The sequence below is a fragment of the Roseateles puraquae genome, from assembly GCF_002205845.1.
Taxonomy (GTDB): Bacteria; Pseudomonadota; Gammaproteobacteria; order Burkholderiales; family Burkholderiaceae_C; genus Pelomonas; species Pelomonas puraquae.
In genome coordinates, this window is the sequence record NZ_NISI01000008.1 from 15,137 (window position 1) to 34,307 (window position 19,171).

The window sequence follows — 19,171 nt, forward strand, 5'->3', positions numbered from 1 at the left end:
TTGCGGTCGTTTTTGCAAGCGCCAGCCGGCGATGGAGACAAACGCATGAACAAGGTGTACCCGAGCGCTGCCGAGGCGCTGCGCGGTGTCGTGCAGGATGGCCAGCTGATGGCCGTCGGGGGCTTCGGCCTGTGCGGCATCCCGGAGGCGCTGATCGCCGCCCTGCGCGACAGCGGCGTCAAGAACCTCACGGTCATTTCCAACAACGCCGGCGTCGACGGCTTCGGCCTCGGCCAGTTGCTGGAAACCCGCCAGATCAAGAAGATGATCTCCAGCTACGTGGGCGAGAACAAGGAGTTCGAGCGCCAGTACCTGGCTGGTGAGCTGGAGCTGGAGTTCACGCCGCAGGGCACGCTCGCCGAGAAGCTGCGCGCGGGTGGCGCCGGCATCCCGGCCTTCTTCGTGCGCACCGGCGTGGGCACGATGATCGCCGAGGGCAAGGAGGTGCGCGAGTTCGACGGCGAGGCCTACATCCTGGAGAAGGCGCTGGTGCCGGACGTGTCGCTCGTCAAGGCCTACAAGGCCGACAAGAGCGGCAACCTCGTGTTCCGCCGCACGGCGCGCAACTTCAACCCGGCAGCGGCCATGGCCGGCAAGCTGACCATCGTCGAGGTGGAACACATCGTCGAGACCGGCGAGATCGACCCCGATGACGTGCACCTGCCGGGCATCTACGTGAACCGCATCGTGCTGAACGCCCACCCCGAGAAGCGCATCGAGAAGCGCACGCTCTCTGAGAAGAAGGGAGTCTGACCATGGCCTGGACCCAAGACCAGATGGCCGCCCGCGCGGCCCAGGAGCTGGAAGACGGCTTCTACGTGAACCTTGGCATCGGCATTCCCACGCTGGTGGCCAACCATGTGCCCGCCAGCAAGGAAGTCTGGCTGCAAAGCGAGAACGGCATGCTGGGCATCGGCCCCTTCCCGACGGAAGACGAGGTCGACGCCGACCTCATCAACGCCGGCAAGCAGACTGTCACCACGCTGCCGGGCAGCAGCATCTTCGGCAGCCACGACAGCTTCGCGATGATCCGGGCCGGCAAGATCAACCTCAGCATCCTGGGCGCGATGCAGGTCAGCGGCAAGGGCGACCTGGCCAACTGGATGATCCCCGGCAAGATGGTCAAGGGCATGGGCGGCGCCATGGACCTGGTGGCCGGCGTGAAGCGGGTCATCGTGCTGATGGAGCACGTGGCCCGCAAGAAGGACGGCACCGAAGACATGAAGATCATCCCCGCCTGCACGCTGCCGCTGACGGGTGTGGGCGTGGTCGACCGCATCATCACCGACCTGGGCGTGTTCGACGTGGTGCCCGAAGGCATTCGCGTGGTGGAGCTGGCCGAAGGCGTGACACGCGAGTTCGCGCAAAGCAAGACGGGCGTGCCCTTGCTCTGACCTGTCACCGGTTGTAAGGCGCGGGCGGTTTGTCACGCCGGGCCAACGCCCGGTGTGAAAGCGGCCCGGAGTTTGGTCATCATCCGGGCCGCATCCCACCGGACCGCCCATGACCGAACCGCTGACCCTGGCTCCGTGCCCCGCGCCCACCGATGCGGCCGACCCGGCCCCATCGCACCCCGCCTTGCCTGCGTCGCTGTCGACGACAGCGGCCCTCGTCGCCTCGGCGGCCACGCTGGCGGCCTGTGGCGGCGGCGGGTCATCTGACGCCGGCGGGGGCTCGGCCCCGCCGCCGCCCGTCCCGGCCCCGCCGCCCCCGCCGCCCGTCAAGCCTACCGACGCCGAGGCGGCCCGCTTCCTGGCACAGGCCACCTTCGGCGCGCGCGCGGATGACATCGCCGCCATCAAGGCCAACGGCTACGCCGCCTGGCTCGACGCGCAGTTCGCGCTGCCGGTCACCGCGGGTCATTTCGACTGGCTGGTGGCCCAGGGCTATGCGGTCGATGCCAACAAGAACACCTTCAACGGGGTGGACAACACCCTGTGGCGCAAGCTGCTGTCCGCGCCGGATCTGTTGCGCCAGCGCGTGGTGCTGGCGCTCAGCGAGATCTTCGTCATCTCGATGGCCGGCATCCCGGTCACCTGGCGGGGCTTCGCGGTGGCGGCCTATGTCGACATGCTGGAGCAGCGCGCCTTCGGCACCTACCGGGACCTGCTGGAGGGGGTGTCGCTGTCCTGCGGCATGGGCGTCTACCTCAACATGCGGGGCAACCAGAAGGAAGACCCCAAGACCGGCCGTGTGCCCGACGAAAACTACGCCCGCGAGGTGATGCAGCTCTTCAGCATCGGCCTCGTGCAGTTGAACGACGACGGCAGCCCCAAGCGCGATGCAAACGGCAAGGCGTTGGAGACCTACACCCAGAGCAACATCACCGACCTGGCCCGCGTGTTCACCGGCTGGGATTTCGACGGCGCCAGCGCCACCGACCCGGCCTTCATGCGCAAGCCGATGGTGAACAACCCGGCCCGCTTCTCGACCGGCGCCAAGAAGGTGCTCACCGTCGACATCCCGTCCACCGCCGATGGCCCCACCGCGATGAAGACGGCGCTGGACACGCTCGCCAATCATCCGAACGTCGGCCCCTTCATTGGCCGGCAGCTCATCCAGCGTCTGGTGTGTTCCAACCCCAGCCCGGCCTACATCGCCCGCATCAGTGCGGTGTGGTCCAACAACGGCGCGGGCGTGCGAGGTGACCTGAAGGCCGTCATCCGCGCCATCCTGCTCGACACCGAGGCACGCAGCATCCCCACCGCGCCAGGCGCCGGCAAGCTGCGCGAGCCGCTGCAGCGCTTCATCCAGTGGGGCCGCACCTTCGGCGTCACTTCGCCCACGGGGGTGTGGAACATCGGGGATGCCAGCAACCCGTCCACCCGGCTGGGGCAGAGCCCGCTGCGCAGCCCGTCGGTCTTCAACTTCTTCCGGCCGGGCTATGTGCCGCCGGGGTCGGACCTGGGCCTCAATGCCGTCACGGCGCCGGAGTTCCAGCTCTGCAACGAGACCACGGTGGCCGGTTTCCTGAACTTCATGCAGACCGCGCTGCAGAACGGCGTGGGCGAGGTCAAGGCCAACTACACCGCCGAGATCGCCCTGGCGGCCGATGCGACCGCGCTGGTCAACGACATCGGATTGCGGCTCGCCGGCGGCACGCTGTCGTCCGCCACCACCACGGCCATCGCGACGGCGGTCGCCTCCATCGCCGCCACCACCGATGCCGGCAAGTTGAACCGCGTGCTGGCCAGCATCCTGCTGGTCATGGCCAGCCCCGAGTACCAGATCCAGAAGTGAGGGGACGACCATGAAGATCAACCGCATCCCCGAACTGCAGCGCCGAGAGTTCCTGCGCCGCGCCTCGGCCCTGGGCGCGGCCGGCACGGCGGCCCCCTGGGCGCTGACGCTCGCCGGCATCGGCGAGGCGGCTGCCGCGACTGCCCCGACCGACTACCGCGCGCTGGTGTGCGTCTTCCTGTATGGCGGCAACGACTACGGCAACACCCTGGTGCCGTATGACCAGCCCAGCTACGACGCTTACGCGACGATCCGCCAGACCCTGTCCACACCGCGCGACCAGCTTGCCGCCACCGCGCTGGGCCTGAGCGTGGGCGGCCGGCAGATGGCGCTGGCCCCACAGCTCGGCAAGCTCAAGAGCCTGTGGGACGCGGGCAAGCTGGGCGTGCAGCTCAACGTCGGCACCCTCGTGCAACCCACCACGCTCGCGCAGTACAAGGCGCAGAGCGTGCCGCTGCCGCCCAAGCTGTTCTCGCACAACGACCAGCAGTCCGTCTGGCAGAGCAGTGCCCCCGAAGGCGCCGTCACGGGCTGGGGCGGCCGGCTGGGCGACCTGTTCCTGAGCGGCAACGGCAACACCACCTTCACCTGCATCAACGTGTCCGGCAATGCGGTCTACATGGCCGGCAAGCAGGCGGTGCAGTACCAGGTCTCCACCTCAGGAGCCGTGCCGATCAACGGCGTGGTGCGCCCGTTGTATGGCTCCCAGGCCTGCTCGGACGCACTGCGCAGCATGATTACCGCCAGCCGCAGCCACTGGATGGAGGCGGAGCTGAGTCGCGTGACCTCGCGGTCCATCGGTGCGCAGGGCATCGTCAGCGCGTCGCTGGCGGCGCTGCCGGCGATGAAGACGACGTTCGACACCACCTCCAGCCTGTCCAACCAACTGGCCATGGTCGCCAAGCTGATCGCGGCGCGGCAAAGCCTGGGCGTGGCGCGGCAGGTGTACTTCGTGTCCATCGGCGGCTTCGATTTGCACGACTTCCTGGTGAACCAGCACCCCGGCCTGCTCACCGCGGTCAACGATGCCCTGGCGAGCTTTTACGCGGCCACGGTCGAACTGGGCGTGGAGAACCAGGTCACCACCTTCACCGCCAGTGATTTCGGGCGCACGCTGACCAGCAATGGCGATGGCTCCGACCATGGCTGGGGCAGCCACCACTTCATCATGGGCGGCGCGGTCAAGGGTGGGCGCTACTGGGGCACGCTGCCCTCGGTCAGCGTCAACGGGCCGGATGACGTCGGCCAGGGCCGGCTGCTGCCGACCACGGGCGTGGACCAGCTCGGCGCCACGTTGGCGACCTGGATGGGCGTCAGCGCCACCGACCTGCCCACCGTGCTGCCGCAGATCGGGAACTACACCCAGCGGGACATGGGCTACTTTTGAGCGCCAGCGCTGGGGCGCGGGCGCCGACGCGCCATGGCACCCACGGCGGCGAGGCCCAGACCCAGCAGGCCGGCCGAGGCGGGCTCCGGCACGGTGGCCGCCGTGCTGAAGCTGATGTTGTCCACGGCCACCCAGTCATCGAGGCTGCCCGGCAGCACGACCACGGCGCCGATGTTGCTGCCGCTGAAGCTCAGCCGCCGCTGGCCCAGGGCGCCGGCGAGCACGCGCGCGATGAAGCTGCCTTGGGGCGTGTACAGCTCAAGGCCGGTGGTGTCCTGGCTGTTGCCGACGCCGGCAAAGTCGACGCTGATGGAAGAGATCGGCTGGCTGAACAGCAACACGAAGCTGGCGTCGCCGTCTTCGTTCAGCCAGCCCTCGTAGGAGCGCAGCAGGTTGCCGCTGACGAGCGCTGGCTGGCCAAGCGGGCCGACGTCCGGCCCGGTGCTGGACACCACGGTCATGTCGGTGTTGGTGGCCCAATCGCCCGTCGGGCTGCCGCTGCCGGCGAAGGCATTGGGCAGAAACGTCACGCCCCACGCGGCGTACTGGTTGCTGACGAGCGTGCCTGCGGCCAGGTCCTCGAAGTCGATGACATGCGAGGTGCTGTCGGCGTGCGCGAAGGTCGCGGCCAGCAGTGCGGCGGCGGCCAGGGCTTTCAGGGGCGAGAGCGGCAGGGGCATGAGGACTCCGGAGTCGGGCAGGCGCGATGCCGCGGAGTATGTCGAGCCGGGCCATCGGCACCGTCCCGCGAAGCAGGTGCAGGAAGTCCCTGAATCCACATGCCTAAGATGGCAGCCATGCACGCCCTGAGAACCCTGCGCCTCGCGCCCCTGCTGGGGGCCGTCTGGCTTGCGCCCGCCCTGGCCCTGGATCAACCCGAGGCCGCCACCACCCGCACCGCCAAGGAAGGCGGACTGACCGCACCGGCCAAGCGGTTCGCCGTGACCGCGGCCAACCCGCTGGCAGTGGACGCGGGCATCGAGATGCTCAAGGCCGGCGGCTCCGCCTTCGATGCCGTCGTGGCGGTGCAGGCGGTGCTGGGCCTGGTGGAGCCGCAGTCCAGCGGCATTGCGGGCGGCGCCTTCCTCCTGCATTGGGACGGCCGCCAGGTGCAGGCCCTGGACGGCCGCGAGACGGCCCCCGCGGCGGCAACGCCGGCGCTCTTCCTGAAGGCCGACGGCAAGCCGCTGGCCATGCGCGATGCCATCCTCAGTGGCCTGTCCACCGGCACGCCCGGCGTGCTGGCCATGCTGGCCGAAGGGCATCGCCAACATGGGCAGCTGCCCTGGGCGCGGCTGTTCGAGCCGGCCATCCGGCTGGCCGAGCAAGGCTTTGCGGTCAGCCCGCGGCTGCATGAACTGCTCGCGGGCGAGACGGCACTGCGCCAGGACCCCATCGCTGCGCCCTTCTTCTACGACGGCAGCGGCGCGCCGCTGGCGGTGGGCACCGTGCTGAAGAACCCGGCCTATGCGGCCGTGCTGCGCGGCGTGGCCAAGCAGGGCGTCAAGGCCTTCTATGAAGGACCGGTGGCGGCCGACATCGTGCGCCGTGTGAAGGGCCATGCGCGCCCCGGCCTGCTGAGCACGGACGACCTGGCCGCCTACCGGCCCGTGGTGCGTCCACCGCTGTGCAATGACTGGCGCAGCTACCGCATCTGCGGCTTCGGACCGCCCACCTCGGGCCACCTGACGCTGATGGAAATCCTCGGTCTGCTCGACACCCAGCCGGCGGCGCGGGCGGCGCGTGGCATCACGGCCGACTGGATGCATGCCTATGCCGAGTCGGCCAAGCTGGCCTTTGCCGACCGCGCCCAGTACATCGGCGACCCGGCCTTCGTGACGGCGCCGGGCGGCGACTGGCAGAACCTGCTGGCGAGCGCCTACCTGAAGCAGCGCGGCGCCCTCATCGGCGCACGCGCGGGCGGCATCGCGACGGCTGGCAATCCAGCCCCCGTGCAGCAGGCGCTGGCGCCGCAGGCCGAGCAGTTGGAGTCGGGCACCAGCCATGTCAGCGTCGTGGACGCCCAGGGACATGCGGTGGCCATGACCACGAGCGTGGAGTCGGCCTTCGGCAACCGGGTGATGAGCGATGGCGGCACCGGGCTGGCCGGCGGCTTCGTGCTGAACAACCAGCTGACCGACTTTTCGCTCAACCCGGTGGGCGCCGACGGCAAGCCCGTGGCCAATCGGGTGGAGGCCGGCAAGCGGCCGCGCTCCAGCATGGCGCCGACCCTCGTGTTCGACCGTGACGGCAAGCTGCTGATGGCCGCCGGCTCACCGGGCGGGCCGGTCATCATCCACTACGTGGCCAAGGTGCTGACCGGCGCGCTGGCCTGGGGCCTGCCGGCCCAGGAGGCCGTCGACCTGCCCAATTTCGGCCACTTCAACAGCGGCTCGCTCATCGTCGAGCGCGGCGCCCTGACGGCGGAGCAACTGGCCGACCTGCGCGGGCGCGGCCATCAGGTGGTGGAGACCGACCTGACCAGCGGCCTGCAGGTGCTGCTGCGCGTGCCGGGCGGCTGGTCCGGCGGCGCCGACCCACGCCGCGAGGGCGTGGTCAAGGGCGAATGAGGCGCGGGCGCTTCAGCGCTTGCTGAACACCCACAGGCCCAGGCCGGCGAGGCTGGCGAAGAGCAGGCCGCTCCAGACCTCATAGGGCAGGCCCACGAGACGGTAGGCCGCGGCATCCGCGCAGTTGGCCGTGATCATGAACACGGGCGGCCAGAGTTCTTCGAGGTTCAGGGTCGTGACGATCTTGTCTGCCAGGCCCATCGCGCAGCTGGCTTCCTGCGACGCGACCTCGTGCTGGAACACCGCCGCCGTGACGCCGGCTGCACACAGCAGCAGCACGCCGACGATCGCCACCTGGCGCAGCGCCCGGCTGCGCTGCAGCAGCCAACCCAGCAGCGACAGCGCGCCCACCAGCAGGAAGACGCCCCGCTGCAGCACGCACCAGGGGCAGGGCTTCACGCCGAACTGATGCTGGGCCACCAGGGCCACACCGACGGCTGCAAAGCTGGCGACGGCCATGCCCGCCAGCACGCGGCCGGGCAACTTGGAAGGCTGGATGAACATCAGTCGGCGATTTCCGCGATCAACTCGATCTCGACGCAGGCGCCCATCGGGATCTGCGCCACGCCGAAGGCGCTGCGGGCATGCTTGCCGGCATCGCCCAGCACGGTGGCCAGCAGCTCCGAGCAGCCGTTGGTCACGAGATGCTGCTCGGTGAACTCGGGTGTGCTGTTCACGAGGCTCATCACCTTCACGATGCGCACCTTGCCCAGGTCGCCGGTCGCGGCTTGCAGGGTGCCCAGCAGGTCGATGGCCACGGCACGCGCCGCGGCCTGGCCGGTGGCGGTGTCGACGTCACGGCCGAGTTGGCCCACCCAGGGCTTGCCGTCCTTCTTGGCGATGTGGCCCGAGACGAACAGCAGATTGCCGGTGCGGGTGAAGGGCAGATAGGCCGCGGCAGGCACGGCCAGGGGCGGCAGCGTGATGCCGAGTTCGGCGAGCTTGGCTTGGATGGCGGAGGAACTCATACGGGGGAGCGCTAGGGCACGTTCAAGAGACGTCGGCATGCTACACCCCGACCACCACGGGCGTAGGCCAGGGAGAAGCCGTGCTGCAGGGGCGATGGGGCCCACGCGACCTGATTGGAGCCGGCCTGGGCTGGCTGGCGGGCCTGGCCTTGCTGCACCGCTGCGAGCGGCTGCCGACGCCGGCCGAGCACTTGATGCTGCTCGTGGCCGTGGTGGTGACCGTGGCCTGGGCTCGGCGCCGGTGGTGGGGGCGGGCGTTCATCGCCGCGCTGCTGGCCTTTTGGAGCGCCGGCTGGCGCGCTGAGCAGCGTTTGAGCCATGAGCTTGCACCGGCGTGGGAGGTCCGTGACCTGGTGTTGACCGGCCGCATCGACAGCCTGCCGGTCGCGGTGACGGGGCAGGGCGGTGTGCCCGGCTGGCGTTTCGAGTTTGCGCTCGAGACCGTGGGCGAGGCCGGTACCGCGCTGCCGCCGCAGGTGCCGCCGCGGCTCATGCTGCTGCTCTACGACGGGCCTGCCGTCATGGCCGGCGAACGCTGGCGCTTCACGGCGCGCCTGAAGCGCGCCCATGGCCTGATGAATCCGGGCGGCTTCGACGCCGAACTGTGGTTGTTCGAGCAGGGGCTTCGTGCAACCGGCGTGGTGCGCGTCGCACAGCGCCTGCAAGCGGCCCCGGCGTGGAGCCTCGATGCCGCGAGGCAGCGCTTGCGCCTGGCCATCAACACGCACGTGCCCGACCCGGCGATGGCCGGCGTGCTGGCTGCCTTGAGCCTGGGCGACCAGAACGCCATCGGCAACGCCGACTGGGCGCTGTTCCGCGACACGGGCGTGGCCCATCTGCTGAGTGTCTCGGGTTTGCACGTCACGTTGTTTGCCTGGCTGGCGGCAGTACTCGTGGGGCCGGTGTGGCGCCGCCTGCCGTGGCTGTGCCTGCGGCTGCCGGCGCCCACGGTGGCGCGCTGGACCGGCGTTCTTGCAGCGCTGGGTTATGCCCTGTTCTCCGGCTGGGGCGTGCCGGCGCAGCGTACGGTGCTGATGCTCGCAGCTGTGGCCGCGCTGCGCAGCCTGCAGCTGCGCTGGCCCTGGCCGCTGTTGCTGCTGGGTGCGGCCGTGGTGGTCACGGCGCTGGACCCCTGGGCGCTGCTGCAGCCGGGCTTCTGGCTGTCGTTTGGTGCGGTGGGCTTGCTGATGGCGGCAGGCGACGACCATTCGCGCTCCTGGGCCGAACGTCTGCAGGCGGCGCTGCGGACCCAGCTCATCGCCACGGTCGGCCTCGCGCCGCTCAGCCTGATCTGCTTCTCTCAGCTTTCCGTCGTCGGGCTGCTGGCCAATCTCGTGGCCATTCCGCTGGTCAGCTTCGTGCTGACGCCGCTGGCCCTGGCCGGTGGGCTCGCCACGCCGCTGTGGACGTTGGCGGCCTGGCTGAGCCAGGGGCTGATGGCCTGGCTGCGCTGGCTGGCTGACTGGCCGCTGGCGGTGTGGTGGCTCCCCGCGGCGCCCGTGTGGGCGCAAGGGCTGGGGCTGCTGGGGGCGGTCTTGATGATCCTGCGCCTGCCGCGGCGGCTGCGCTTCGCCGGCCTGCTGATGACGCTCCCGCTGCTGTGGCCCGCGGTGCCGCGGCCTGCGCCCGGTGAGTTCGAGCTGCTGGCACCCGATGTCGGCCAGGGCAACGCGGTGCTGGTGCGCACCCATGGCCATGCGCTGCTGTTCGACACGGGCCCGGTCTACGCGCCCGGCGCTGATGCGGGCGAGCGTGTGCTGCTGCCGGTGCTGCGTGGGCTGGGCGTGCGCCGGCTGGACTTGCTAATGCTCAGCCACCGGGACATCGACCACGTTGGCGGCGCCGCCACGCTGATGCGGGCGCTGTCCGTAACGCGACTGAGCAGCTCCCTCGAAGACGAGCACCCGCTGTTGCGTGCTGCGCCGGCCCAGCAGCGTTGCGAAGCGGGTCAGGCCTGGGCCTGGGACGGCGTGCGCTTCGAGGTGCTCCACCCGACACCGGCCCATTACGGCCGGGGACTCAAGCCGAATGACCTGTCCTGTGTGCTGCGGATCACGGCCGCGTCAGGGCGCCGTGCGCTGTTGGCGGGAGACCTGGAGGCCGAGCAGGAACGGGCCCTGACCCGACGGGAGCCCGATCTGCGGGCCGAGGTGCTGCTGGTGCCGCACCACGGCAGCAAGACCTCATCGAGCGCCGAGCTCCTGGCTGCGGTGCGTCCGGCCGTGGCGCTGGTGCAGGCCGGCTACCGCAGCCGTTTCGGCCATCCGGCGCCCCCGGTGCTGGCCCGCTACCAGGCGGCGGGCATCGAGGTGGTGTCCACGCCCGCCTGTGGTGCCTGGCGATGGACGAGTGAGCACGGCGCCGCAGGCTGCGAGCGCGCCCAGTCGCGCCGCTACTGGCACGACAGCGTGCTGCCTTCGGTCAGCCCGGTGCTGATGGGGCCGGCGCTAGAACCGCCGGCGGCGTCGTGGCCGGAGGACGTTTCGCCTTGACCGCCCGCCCCAGCTCGATGACGGCCAGCGCGTAGTAGGCCGACCAGTTGTAGCGCGTGACCACCCAGAAGTTCTGCGTGCCGAGCACGACGGTGGGCGGCTTGTGCGGGCCGTTCTGCAACTGGATGACGGCCATCGGGCCGGCATGGTCTCGGGCGGCTTCGGAGGGCTGTGCGCCGGCCGCCAGCAGCTCGGCGGCGCTGAAGCTGGGCTTGATGTCGGGGGCGAGCAGCCGCGCGCGCGAGCGCAGGTCGGTCGGCAGTTTCACGCTGTAGTGGGTGGCCTCGCCGGGTTGCCAGCCGTACTCGGCCAGGTAGTGGGCGACGCTGCCGATGGCGTCCACCGGGCTTGAGATCAGGTCGATGCGGCCGTCGCCGTCGAAGTCCACCGCGTGCTGGCGCCAACTGCCCGGCATGAACTGCGGCCAGCCCAGCGCGCCGGCATAGCTGCCGCGCACCTCGGTCGGGTCCAGGCCGTTCTCGCGGCACAGCTTCAGGAACTCGGCCAGCTCGCTGCGGAAAAACGCCTGGCGCTCGGCGGCGCGTGGATGTTCGGACGGGAAGTCGAAGGCCAGCGTCGCCAGCGCATCCAGCACCTTGAAGCCGCCGGTGATGCGGCCGTAGAAGGTTTCCACGCCGATGATGCCCACGATGATCTCGGCCGGCACGCCGTAGCGGCTCTCGGCGCGCGCCAGCGCCGCCTCGTGTTCGGCCCAGAAGGCCGCGCCGGCTTCCAGGCGCCTGGGCTCGATGAAGCGGTCGCGGTAGGCCGTCCAGTTCTTGGCCGTGCCGACCGACGCCGGCAGGATGAGCTGCTTGACCTTGGGCAGGTCCAGCGCCTGGCTCAATTGCGCGCGCAGGGCCACGGCATCCCATTGCTGGGCGGTGGCCAGTTCATCGGCAAAAGCCAGCAGGGCAGGGCGCGGGCCCAGGGGCTCGGGCGGCGGCACCGGGCGGGCGCGCAGGGGTTTGGCTTGCAGGGACGTCGCCAGCAGCAGGGCGGCGATCAGGGGCAGGGTTCGGAACTTCACGCGCGCAGCATACGTGCCGCCGCACGCAACTCGGCCCAGCGCGGGGCGGCAGACCCGGGGGCGTAGCGTGCGCGCTCCAGCCCTTCCAGCCACCGGGCGGCAGCTTCGGCCTGCGGGCCGTGGCGCTGGCGCAGCCGGCGCGCCCAGGCGCCCGGGCCCTCGTGCAGGGGCAGGTCCACACCCGCTCGGCGCAGCAGCCCCAGGATGCGCGCCCGCTGGCGGCTCCAGGCATCATGGGGGCGGCTGCTCCAGCGGATCCAGCCCGCCCCGGCCAGCGCCAGCAGCAGGATGACGCCGGCCAGGGCCTGGCCGAGTGCGGTCCAGTCGGGCTGCTGGAAGCCCAGTTGCTTGAGCAGGTCGAACTGGTTCTGGCGCGAGTAGTTCAGCACCAGCTGCTGCCAGCGGTTGTTGAGCGTCTCCCAGCCGCTGCGCATCGCGCGCCAGAGCGTCGGGTTGAGCTGGCCGATGACGCCGGGCTCCGGCCGCAGCGCCAGGCCCTGCGTGACGCGGTTGGGTGCCACGGCTGCGGTCGGGTCGCTGCGCACCCAGCCCTTGCCCTCGACCCAGAACTCGGCCCAGGCATGGGCGTTGGCGTTGCGCACGACCTGGTAGCCATCCTGGGGCTCGGCATCCCAGCCCTGAAAGCCCGTCACGATGCGGGCCGGCACGTCCATCGCCCGCATGAGCACCACGAAGGCCGACGCAAAGTGCTCGCAGAACCCGAGCCGCCGGTCCAGCCAGAACTCGTCGATGACGTGGGGGGAGTCCACGCCGTAGCGGCCGGGCGTCAGGGTGTAGACGAACTCCTCACCGCGGATGTGGTCCAGCAGCGCGGCGGCCAGCGCCTCGGCCCGCGGCCCAGGGGGCAGGTTGGTGAAGCGCGGTTGGCCCGCGAGGGCCGCGGCCCAGGCGAGCGAGCGCGGGTTGCTGTTGGGCGGCAGGTCGGCGTCCAGTGCTCTTTGCATGCGCGGGCGGTGCTCCCCCACCTTCCAGGCCATGTGGGCCGTGGCATTGAAGCGCAGCCGCTCGGTGATCGGCCGCGGCGACACCCACTGCATCTCGGGCCCGCGCACCAGCACCAGATCCGTCAGCGGCAGCTCGGTGCCGACTGCGCCGGGGCTCATCTCCAGCAGTGGCAACACCGGGATGCGCAAGGGCTCCAGCGTCATCTCGTAGCGCAGCGGCGGGCCCTGCGTGACCAGATCGTCCCGTCCGCGCAGCCAGCTCTGGCTGGGGCGGGTGTCGGCAGCCCGCCAGGTCTTGCCGTCGAAGCGGGTCAGCACCGGGCCGCGGAAGTAGCGCTGATCGGGCGGCGGCACCGGGCCGTCGAACTTCACGCGCAGCGCAATGCTGTCGTCGTTGGCGATCTCGTTCATCGCTCCGAACTCGAGCTGGTTGGACAGCCCGGTCTTGCCGATCGCCTCGGTCGGCACGCCCCACAGCGGCGCGATGCGCGGGAACAGCACGAACAGCAGCACCATCACCGGCAGGCCGAGCGCCGTCGTGCGTGCCGCGTGGCGCGCGGCGATGCCGATGCTCGGCACGCCCTGGGCGTCGGTCGAGGGCATCTGTGCCAACACCACCGCCGCCAGCAGTCCCCACAGCGACAGCAGCGACCACAGCGCCATCAGCAGCGATTGCGAGTACAGGAATTGCGTCAGCACCAGGAAGAAGCCGAGGAAGAACACGACGAAGGCGTCTCGCCGTGCCCGTAGCTCCAGCGTCTTGAGCGCCATCAGCATCACCAGCAGCGTGATGCCCGCCTCGCGGCCGACCAGGGTGCGGAAGGTCAGCCAGGTCAGGCCGGTGTAGATCACGATCACCGCGCCCAGCCACCAGCGGCTGGGCAGCGGCTGCTGCCGGGCCGCGAGGCTGGCGCGCCAGGCCAGCATCAGTGCGGTCAGGGCCGAGCTCCACAGCGGCAGGTGGTCGGCATGCGGCGCGATGACGGCGGTGATGACGGCCAGCAGGAAGTAGCTGTCGCGCGTCTCGCGGGGCAGGCGCGACCAGGCCTGGCGCAGCGCGCTCATGCGGCGAACCCCGCCAAGGCCTGCAGGCAGTTCAGGCGATGCGCTGCGCCGAGGGACGGGGGCCATTCGCGGCCCGCCAATCGCAGGCCGTAGGGCTGGCCCAGCCGTTCGGCGGTGAGCACCCAGGCGGTGAGGCGGCTCAACCGGGCTTCGACATCCCGGCCCTGGGTGTCGCGCCAGTCCAGCCACAGGTCGCGGGCCAGCGGCGCCTCGGTCTCGCGCACCCACAGCGGCAGGCCCTGGTCCAGGGCCAGCGCCGACTTGCGCCACAGGATCTGCTTGACCGAGTCGCCCCGGCGGTAGGTGCGCACGCCGGAGAAGTCGGTGCCACTGGCGCTCTGCCGGGTGGACGCGGCATCGGCCTGCCCGGCCTCGGCCTGAGCCGGGAAGGCGGGGGGCGCGGCCTCGGGCTGCGGGTAGACCCAGACCTGGCTGGCCGGCCGCCAGTAGCTCCAGGCACGAAAGAACCCCAGCGGGAATCGTGTGGTGATGATGAGTCGCGGCAGGGCATGCAAGCCTCGGCGCGCGGCCGGCAGGCGCAGCTGCAGCACCGCGTGACCAAGGGCCGGCACGTCCACCCAGGCCGGTTCGGTGGCGCCGCTGTCGAGCTGGGCGCTGACCGCGATGCCGAAGCGCGCCCGGCCCGGGTTGTGCAGCCGCAGCTCCAGCGTGTAGTCGTCGCCGGCATGAACGCCGTCGGGCGCCTTCAGGTCCATCTGCAGGCCGCGCAGGTTGCCGTGGGTGGTGTGCATCGACGCGAGGCCCGCGCCGGTGAGCGCGAAGGTGAGCGCGTAGCCGAGGCTGATCTGCTCGTTGATGCTGGCCAGCAGCAGCACGCCCAGCGTGCAGCAGAACGCGACGCCGGCCCAGGTGGGCACGATGTAGACGTTGCGCTGTGTGGTCTGGTGCGTGTCGGCCACGGGTTGGCGGCCCTGCCACCAGGCCTGCCAGCGGCGGCGCAGTGCGGCGGTTCCGAGAGTCATCGAAGCCATGCGGGCAGGAGCCTCAAGGCAGCGCAATGGCCTCGATCATGGCGCGCACCTGCTCGCGGGCGCCGCGGCCGGCGCCGGCGCGAGGCTGCAGCCGGTGGGCGATGGTCTGCGGCAGGATGGCCTGCACATCGTCGGGCGAGACGTAGTCGCGTCCCTGCAGCAGGGCGCGGGCGCGGGCGGCACGCAACACCGCCAGGCCGGCACGGGGTGAGAGGCCTTCCACGAACCATTGCCCTGAGCGGGTGGCAGCCAGCAAGGCCTGCAGGTAGTCCAGCAGCGGCGGTGCGGCATGGATGGCCTTGACGGCCGCCTGCACCTCGACGAGTTCGGCCGGTGTCATGACGGCCTGCAGCCCCTTGAGCTGCTCCCGGCTGTCGCCCCCCATCAGCAACTCGCGCTCGGCCGCCGCGTCGGGGTAGCCGAGCGAGATGCACATCAGGAAGCGGTCGAGCTGGGACTCCGGCAGCGGGAAGGTGCCGAGCTGCTCGCTGGGGTTCTGCGTCGCGATCACGAAGAACGGCTGCGGCAGCGGGTGGCTCACGCCCTCGATGCTGACCTGGTGTTCTTCCATCGCCTCCAGCAGCGCGCTCTGCGTCTTGGGGCCGGCGCGGTTGATCTCGTCGGCCAGCAGCACCTGGGCGAACACCGGGCCGGGGTGGAAGACGAACCCGTTCTTCTCGCGCTCGTACACCGACACACCCAGCAGGTCGCTGGGCAGAAGGTCGGCGGTGAACTGCAGCCGTGAGAACTTCAGGCCCAGCGAGATCGCCAGCGCATGGGCCAGCGTGGTCTTGCCGACGCCGGGCAGGTCCTCGATCAGCAGGTGGCCGCCGGCGATCAGGCAGGCGAGGGCATCGGCGATCTGTGTCGGCTTGCCTTTGATGACCGTGCTAATCTGGTTTTGCAGCGCCTGCAGTTGCGCCGCGAGGGTTCTGGATTGCGTCGTCGTCATGACCCTCACCATAGCAAGAGACAACGGCCCATGCCCACCGCGTATTTCAATCCCCCCGAGTGCCGCCGCCACGACATGGGCGACGGCCACCCCGAATGCCCGCAGCGGCTGGCCGCCATCGATGACTGGCTGATCGGCACCGGCCTGAGCCAGGCGCTGCAGTATGTCGACGCCCGGCCGGCCGACCTGAAGGATGTCGAACTGGCCCACACGCATGGCTACGTGGCCGAGATCGGCGCCATGCTGCGCGACTGCGCCGAGCGCGGTGAGCGCTGTGCCGTCGACCCCGACACCTCCGCCAACCCGCACACCTGGACGGCGGCACTGCACGCGGCAGGTGCGGCGGTGCAGGCCACCGATCTGGTCATCGACGGCGGCGCCGACAACGCCTTCTGCTCGGTGCGCCCGCCGGGCCACCATGCCACGCGGGACCAGAGCATGGGCTTTTGCTTCTTCAACAACGTGGCGATCGCCGCCCGCCATGCGCTGGACCGCCGCGGCCTGAAGCGCGTGGCCATCGTCGACTTCGACGTGCACCACGGCAACGGCACCGAGGACATCATTGCGGGCGACGACCGCGTGCTGATGGTGAGCCTGTTCCAGCACCCGCTCTACCCCTACAGCGGCGCGGTGCCCAAGGGCACCAACATGGTCAACGTGCCGCTGCCGCCGTACACGCGCGGCGGTGAGGTGCGCGAGATCATCGAGGCGATGTGGCTGCCGGCGCTGGAGCGCTTCAAGCCGCAGATGATCTTCATCTCCGCGGGCTTTGACGCCCACCGGGAGGATGACCTCGGTCAGCTCGGCCTGGTCGAGGCCGATTACGAGTGGATCACCCTCAAGCTCAAGGACGTGGCCGCCCGCCATGCCAAGGGGCGCATCGTGTCGGTGCTGGAGGGAGGCTACAACCTGCAGGCCCTGGCGCGCAGCGTCGGCGTGCATCTGCGTGCGCTGGCTGACGTCTAATCCCGCTCCTGATTCCCGTTTTCCGAGACCGGCGCCGGCATGCTCGCCTGGCGCGGCCCTGACATGAATTCGATGCACCAACCCTTGAGCCTGAACGAACTCCAGGCCTTGTTGACCCGTGTCTTCAGCCCGGACGCCCTGGGCGAATGGGCATTGCTGCTGGGCTGCCTGGCCCTGGCGGGGCTCTTCAGCTGGGTGCTGTCGCGTGCGGTCACGCAGCGCGAGAACAGCGTCTTCTTCGGCGACCGCGTCATCGACGGTGCGCTCTTCCCGCTGTTGGCCCTGGCCCTGGCCTTCGGCGCGCGGCGGCTGCTGCCGATGTGGGGGCTGGCGCCAGCGCTCTTCAAGCTGGCCTTGCCCGTGCTCGTGTCCCTGGCGGTCATCCGCGTCATCGCCCGCGTGCTGGCCGCGGCCTGGCCCAACTCGGCGCCGATCCGGCTGGTGGAGCGGCTCGGCTCCTGGGCGGTGTGGATCTGTGCGGTGCTGTGGGTGACCGGCCTGCTGCCGGTCATCATGGACGAGCTGGACGACATCGGCTGGAAGTTCGGCACCGTCAAGCTGACCCTGCGCAACCTCATCGAGGGCGGCCTGACGGCGGCCTTCGTGCTGGTGGGTGCCTTGTGGATCTCGGCCGCCATCGAGTCGCGCTTGATGCGGCGCGAGTCCATGGACCTGTCCATGCGCAAGATCGCGTCCAACGCCATCCGCTCGCTGCTGCTGTTCGTGGGCCTGCTGTTTGCGTTGTCGGCCGCGGGCATCGACCTGACGGCCCTGGGTGTGCTGGGCGGTGCGCTGGGCGTGGGCCTGGGCTTCGGCCTTCAGAAGCTGGCAGCCAACTACGTGAGCGGCTTCGTCATCCTGGCGGAGCGCTCGCTGCGCATCGGCGACATGGTCAAGGTGGATGGCTTCGAAGGCCGCGTCACCGACATCAAGACCCGCTTCACCGTCATCCGCTCGCTCGCCGGCCGCGAGGCCATCGTGCCCAACGAGGTGTTGATCACCCAGCGGGTGGAGAACTCGTCGTTGGCCGATCCGCGGGTCCTGCTGTCGACCACCGTGCAGGTGGAGTACGACTGCGACGTGAACGCCGTGATGGCGGCACTGGCGCAGGCCGTGGGCCAGGTGCCGCGGGTGCTGAGCGACCCGGGGCCTTCGGTGCAACTGAGCCGGTTCGCCGACAGCGGCCTGGAACTGAGCGTCTTCTTCTGGATTGCCGACCCCGAGAACGGCAGTGGCGGCGTGCGCTCGGATGTCAACCTCGCCATCCTGCGCACCCTGCAGGGCCTGGGCGTGGACATCCCGTATCCGCAGCAGGTGCAGCGCCAGCCCAAGGGCCACGCCGCCGAGGCGCCTAGCTCAAGCGACTGACCGAGGGCATCGCCGGTTTGAGGGGGCGGCGGCACCATCACCAGAGGATGACCGGGCGGCGGCGGCTGCCAACAATGGGTGAATCCATGTTGGGAGAACTGCATGCGTCTGCCATTCACCGCCGCGTCGTCGGCTGCACTGCTGGCCCTGGCCCTGGCGCCGCTGGCCCAGGCCGCACCGACGGCCATCTCGAATGCGGCCTTCGCCGCGACCTACGTCCGTGATTGCCGCAGCGCGGCGGCCCAGACGGCGGGGTCCACGACGCCGGACCGGTGTGGCGTCGTGCTGGACAGCAGCGGCCAGCCGATCTTCAGCCGCATCATCGAGCAGCAGTCCCAACTCACGCTGGGCGGCACCACGGCGAGCGCGACCGCGACGAACCCGATCGGGGCCCACGGCGGAAAGGCCACCACCTCGTCCATCGACGTGTCCGGCGCGGCCGGCGTGCTGGCCTTGAAGCAGGGCGCGTTCGCGGGCGACTACGCACGCACGTCGGGCCATTCGCTCGGCATCCAGAGCTTCGAGTACACCGGCCCGGGCTCGGTGACCCGCACCGTGCACAACGTGCTCGACTTCACGGCCAACGTGGCGCCCACGCCGATCCTGGACAACCCGGGTGACACCGGGCTGGGGACCACGGCCGCGACCGTGTACGCCAAGACCCGGGTGACGGTCTTCTCGCTGTCGACGGCCAGCTTCGATTTCGATCCGGACCTCGGGCTCGAACCCCAAGGCTCCGGCTTCTGGAGCGCCGCGTCCAGCCGTGCGGACTTCGTGCTGGAAGGGCAGATCAACAACGACGGCATCACGGCCACCGGGACCGCGACCGACATCACCTTCACCGTGACCGCCGGGCGCTACTACTTCATCGAGAGCTATCTCGGGCTGTGGGCCCGCTTCGGGGGTGAACTGGATGCCACCCACACCTTCACGAGCACGCTGGGCTACCAGGACGTGACGAATGCCTTCGTCGCGGACGCCACTGGGTTTGTGGCGGCCGCCGAAGCGCCCACGCCGGTTGTTCTGAATGACAACTTCGGCACCGTGCCCGAGCCGGCCAGCGCCGCGCTGGTGGGCTTGGCGCTGCTGGCAGCGGGTGGCGTGCGCCGTCGAGGCGGCCAGAACCCAGCGTCGAGCAGCGCGCTGCCCAGGGCGTAGTTGCCAGCCCGGGCCAGG

At 70.3% G+C, this 19,171-nt stretch carries 16 protein-coding genes; 9 read left to right on the forward strand and 7 right to left on the reverse strand.

Translation table 11 applies throughout. From position 1 onward, the window contains the following. The first annotated feature begins 45 nt into the window (after positions 1-45). The 4 genes from CDO81_RS19020 to CDO81_RS19035 all read left to right on the forward strand — a co-directional run bounded on the left by CDO81_RS19020 (position 46) and on the right by CDO81_RS19035 (position 4,627). Positions 46-753 carry a CoA transferase subunit A gene (locus CDO81_RS19020; RefSeq protein ID WP_088484813.1) on the forward strand — a complete coding sequence of 236 codons (708 nt, stop codon included), beginning with the start codon at positions 46-48 and terminating at the stop codon, positions 751-753. Positions 754-755: 2 nt separating this feature from the next. After that, positions 756-1,394: a 3-oxoacid CoA-transferase subunit B gene (locus tag CDO81_RS19025; RefSeq protein ID WP_088484814.1), complete on the forward strand. Its 639-nt coding sequence runs from the start codon at positions 756-758 to the stop codon at positions 1,392-1,394. A gap of 109 nt (positions 1,395-1,503) precedes the next feature. Further along, positions 1,504-3,240: a DUF1800 domain-containing protein gene (locus tag CDO81_RS19030; protein WP_088484815.1), complete on the forward strand. Its 1,737-nt coding sequence runs from the start codon at positions 1,504-1,506 to the stop codon at positions 3,238-3,240. 10 nt (positions 3,241-3,250) lie between these two features. After that, positions 3,251-4,627, forward strand: a complete 1,377-nt coding sequence (locus tag CDO81_RS19035) for a DUF1501 domain-containing protein (RefSeq protein WP_088484816.1) — start codon at positions 3,251-3,253, stop codon at positions 4,625-4,627. Here CDO81_RS19035 and CDO81_RS19040 read toward each other — a convergent pair. Next, positions 4,618-5,307: a PEP-CTERM sorting domain-containing protein gene (locus CDO81_RS19040; RefSeq protein WP_088484817.1), complete on the reverse strand. Its 690-nt coding sequence runs from the start codon at positions 5,305-5,307 to the stop codon at positions 4,618-4,620. The genes CDO81_RS19035 and CDO81_RS19040 overlap by 10 nt on opposite strands. Before the next feature lie 117 nt (positions 5,308-5,424). Between CDO81_RS19040 and CDO81_RS19045 the strand changes: the two genes are divergently transcribed. After that, positions 5,425-7,197, forward strand: a complete 1,773-nt coding sequence (locus CDO81_RS19045; RefSeq protein WP_206602134.1) for a gamma-glutamyltransferase family protein — start codon at positions 5,425-5,427, stop codon at positions 7,195-7,197. A 12-nt stretch (positions 7,198-7,209) separates the two neighbouring features. Here CDO81_RS19045 and CDO81_RS19050 read toward each other — a convergent pair whose 3' ends face one another. Together CDO81_RS19050 and CDO81_RS19055 are read right to left on the reverse strand one after the other, a co-directional pair. Beyond that, positions 7,210-7,701 carry a disulfide bond formation protein B gene (locus tag CDO81_RS19050; RefSeq protein WP_088484819.1) on the reverse strand — a complete coding sequence of 164 codons (492 nt, stop codon included), beginning with the start codon at positions 7,699-7,701 and terminating at the stop codon, positions 7,210-7,212. Beyond that, a complete protein-coding gene (locus tag CDO81_RS19055) occupies positions 7,701-8,165 on the reverse strand; it encodes a RidA family protein (RefSeq protein ID WP_088484820.1) in 465 nt (154 codons plus the stop codon). The genes CDO81_RS19050 and CDO81_RS19055 overlap by 1 nt, the downstream gene beginning before the upstream one ends. Positions 8,166-8,245: 80 nt before the next feature. Here CDO81_RS19055 and CDO81_RS19060 point away from each other — a divergent pair, with 80 nt between their 5' ends. Then, positions 8,246-10,657: a DNA internalization-related competence protein ComEC/Rec2 gene (locus CDO81_RS19060; RefSeq protein ID WP_241517063.1), complete on the forward strand. Its 2,412-nt coding sequence runs from the start codon at positions 8,246-8,248 to the stop codon at positions 10,655-10,657. Here the strand turns inward: CDO81_RS19060 and mltB are convergent. Genes mltB through CDO81_RS19080 form a run of 4 tightly spaced genes read right to left on the reverse strand, consistent with a single transcriptional unit; the run spans position 10,587 to position 15,661 of the window. After that, positions 10,587-11,687: a lytic murein transglycosylase B gene (gene mltB / locus CDO81_RS19065; protein WP_241517065.1), complete on the reverse strand. Its 1,101-nt coding sequence runs from the start codon at positions 11,685-11,687 to the stop codon at positions 10,587-10,589. The genes CDO81_RS19060 and mltB overlap by 71 nt on opposite strands. Beyond that, a complete protein-coding gene (locus tag CDO81_RS19070; RefSeq protein ID WP_158218348.1) occupies positions 11,684-13,717 on the reverse strand; it encodes a transglutaminase TgpA family protein in 2,034 nt (677 codons plus the stop codon). Before CDO81_RS19070 ends, mltB begins: the two co-directional genes overlap by 4 nt. Continuing rightward, positions 13,714-14,700 (reverse strand): DUF58 domain-containing protein, encoded by a 987-nt coding sequence (locus tag CDO81_RS19075; protein WP_241517066.1) that lies wholly within the window; start codon positions 14,698-14,700, stop codon positions 13,714-13,716. The genes CDO81_RS19070 and CDO81_RS19075 overlap by 4 nt, the downstream gene beginning before the upstream one ends. Positions 14,701-14,722: 22 nt before the next feature. After that, complete coding sequence (locus tag CDO81_RS19080; protein WP_241517067.1) at positions 14,723-15,661, reverse strand: AAA family ATPase; 939 nt, start codon at positions 15,659-15,661, stop codon at positions 14,723-14,725. Between the two features lie 30 nt (positions 15,662-15,691). Between CDO81_RS19080 and CDO81_RS19085 the strand changes: the two genes are divergently transcribed. From CDO81_RS19085 to CDO81_RS19095, 3 genes are all read left to right on the forward strand, one after another. Next, positions 15,692-16,627, forward strand: coding sequence for a histone deacetylase family protein (locus CDO81_RS19085; protein WP_088484824.1), 936 nt, complete (start codon positions 15,692-15,694; stop codon positions 16,625-16,627). A 39-nt stretch (positions 16,628-16,666) separates the two neighbouring features. After that, positions 16,667-17,995 carry a mechanosensitive ion channel family protein gene (locus CDO81_RS19090; protein WP_241517068.1) on the forward strand — a complete coding sequence of 443 codons (1,329 nt, stop codon included), beginning with the start codon at positions 16,667-16,669 and terminating at the stop codon, positions 17,993-17,995. 102 nt (positions 17,996-18,097) lie between these two features. Continuing rightward, positions 18,098-19,153, forward strand: a complete 1,056-nt coding sequence (locus CDO81_RS19095; protein ID WP_088484825.1) for a PEP-CTERM sorting domain-containing protein — start codon at positions 18,098-18,100, stop codon at positions 19,151-19,153. Positions 19,154-19,171 lie beyond the last annotated feature (18 nt).